Origin of the sequence: Nocardia sp. NPDC004068, from assembly GCF_042874315.1 — a bacterium.
Classification (GTDB): Bacteria; Actinomycetota; Actinomycetes; order Mycobacteriales; family Mycobacteriaceae; genus Nocardia.
Genome location: NZ_JBIAMW010000039.1, coordinates 1 through 1,031, shown reverse-complemented (window position 1 = coordinate 1,031; position 1,031 = coordinate 1). Strand labels below are relative to the sequence as shown.

Below are 1,031 nucleotides of genomic sequence, written 5' to 3'. Positions count from 1 at the left end.
CTTCGTTGGTAAGCCCTCGGCCTATTAGTACCGGTCACCTCCACACGTTACCGTGCTTCCAGTTCCGGCCTATCAACCCAATCATCTCTTGGGGGCCTTAACCCTCAAAGGGGTAAGAAACCTCATCTTGGAACAGGCTTCCCGCTTAGATGCTTTCAGCGGTTATCCCTTCCGAACGTAGCCAACCAGCCATGCCCCTGGCGGAACAACTGGCACACCAGAGGTTCGTCCGTCCCGGTCCTCTCGTACTAGGGACAGCCTTCCTCAAGTTTCTCAACGCGCGCGGCGGATAGAGACCGAACTGTCTCACGACGTTCTAAACCCAGCTCGCGTGCCGCTTTAATGGGCGAACAGCCCAACCCTTGGGACCTACTCCAGCCCCAGGATGCGACGAGCCGACATCGAGGTGCCAAACCATCCCGTCGATATGGACTCTTGGGGAAGATCAGCCTGTTATCCCCGGGGTACCTTTTATCCGTTGAGCGACACCGCTTCCACACGCCGGTGCCGGATCACTAGTCCCGACTTTCGTCCCTGCTCGACATGTCTGTCTCACAGTCAAGCTCCCTTGTGCACTTACACTCACCACCTGATTGCCAACCAGGCTGAGGGAACCTTTGGGCGCCTCCGTTACCCTTTAGGAGGCAACCGCCCCAGTTAAACTACCCACCAGGCACTGTCCCTGAACCAGATCATGGCCCGAGGTTAGAAGCCCAATACGATCAGAGTGGTATTTCAACGACGACTCCACCAGAACTAGCGTCCCAGCTTCACAGTCTCCCACCTATCCTACACAAACCGTACCGAACACCAATACCAAGCTATAGTAAAGGTCCCGGGGTCTTTTCGTCCTGCCGCGCGTAACGAGCATCTTTACTCGTACTGCAATTTCGCCGAGTCTGTGGTGGAGACAGCAGAGAAGTCGTTACGCCATTCGTGCAGGTCGGAACTTACCCGACAAGGAATTTCGCTACCTTAGGATGGTTATAGTTACCACCGCCGTTTACCGGGGCTTAAATTCTCAGCTTCGC

At 55.5% G+C, this 1,031-nt stretch carries 1 rRNA gene; it reads right to left on the bottom strand.

The window, feature by feature from the left end:
- Positions 1-4: 4 nt before the first annotated feature.
- A 23S ribosomal RNA gene (locus ACFYTQ_RS37580) occupies positions 5-1,031 on the bottom strand; the annotation flags it as partial.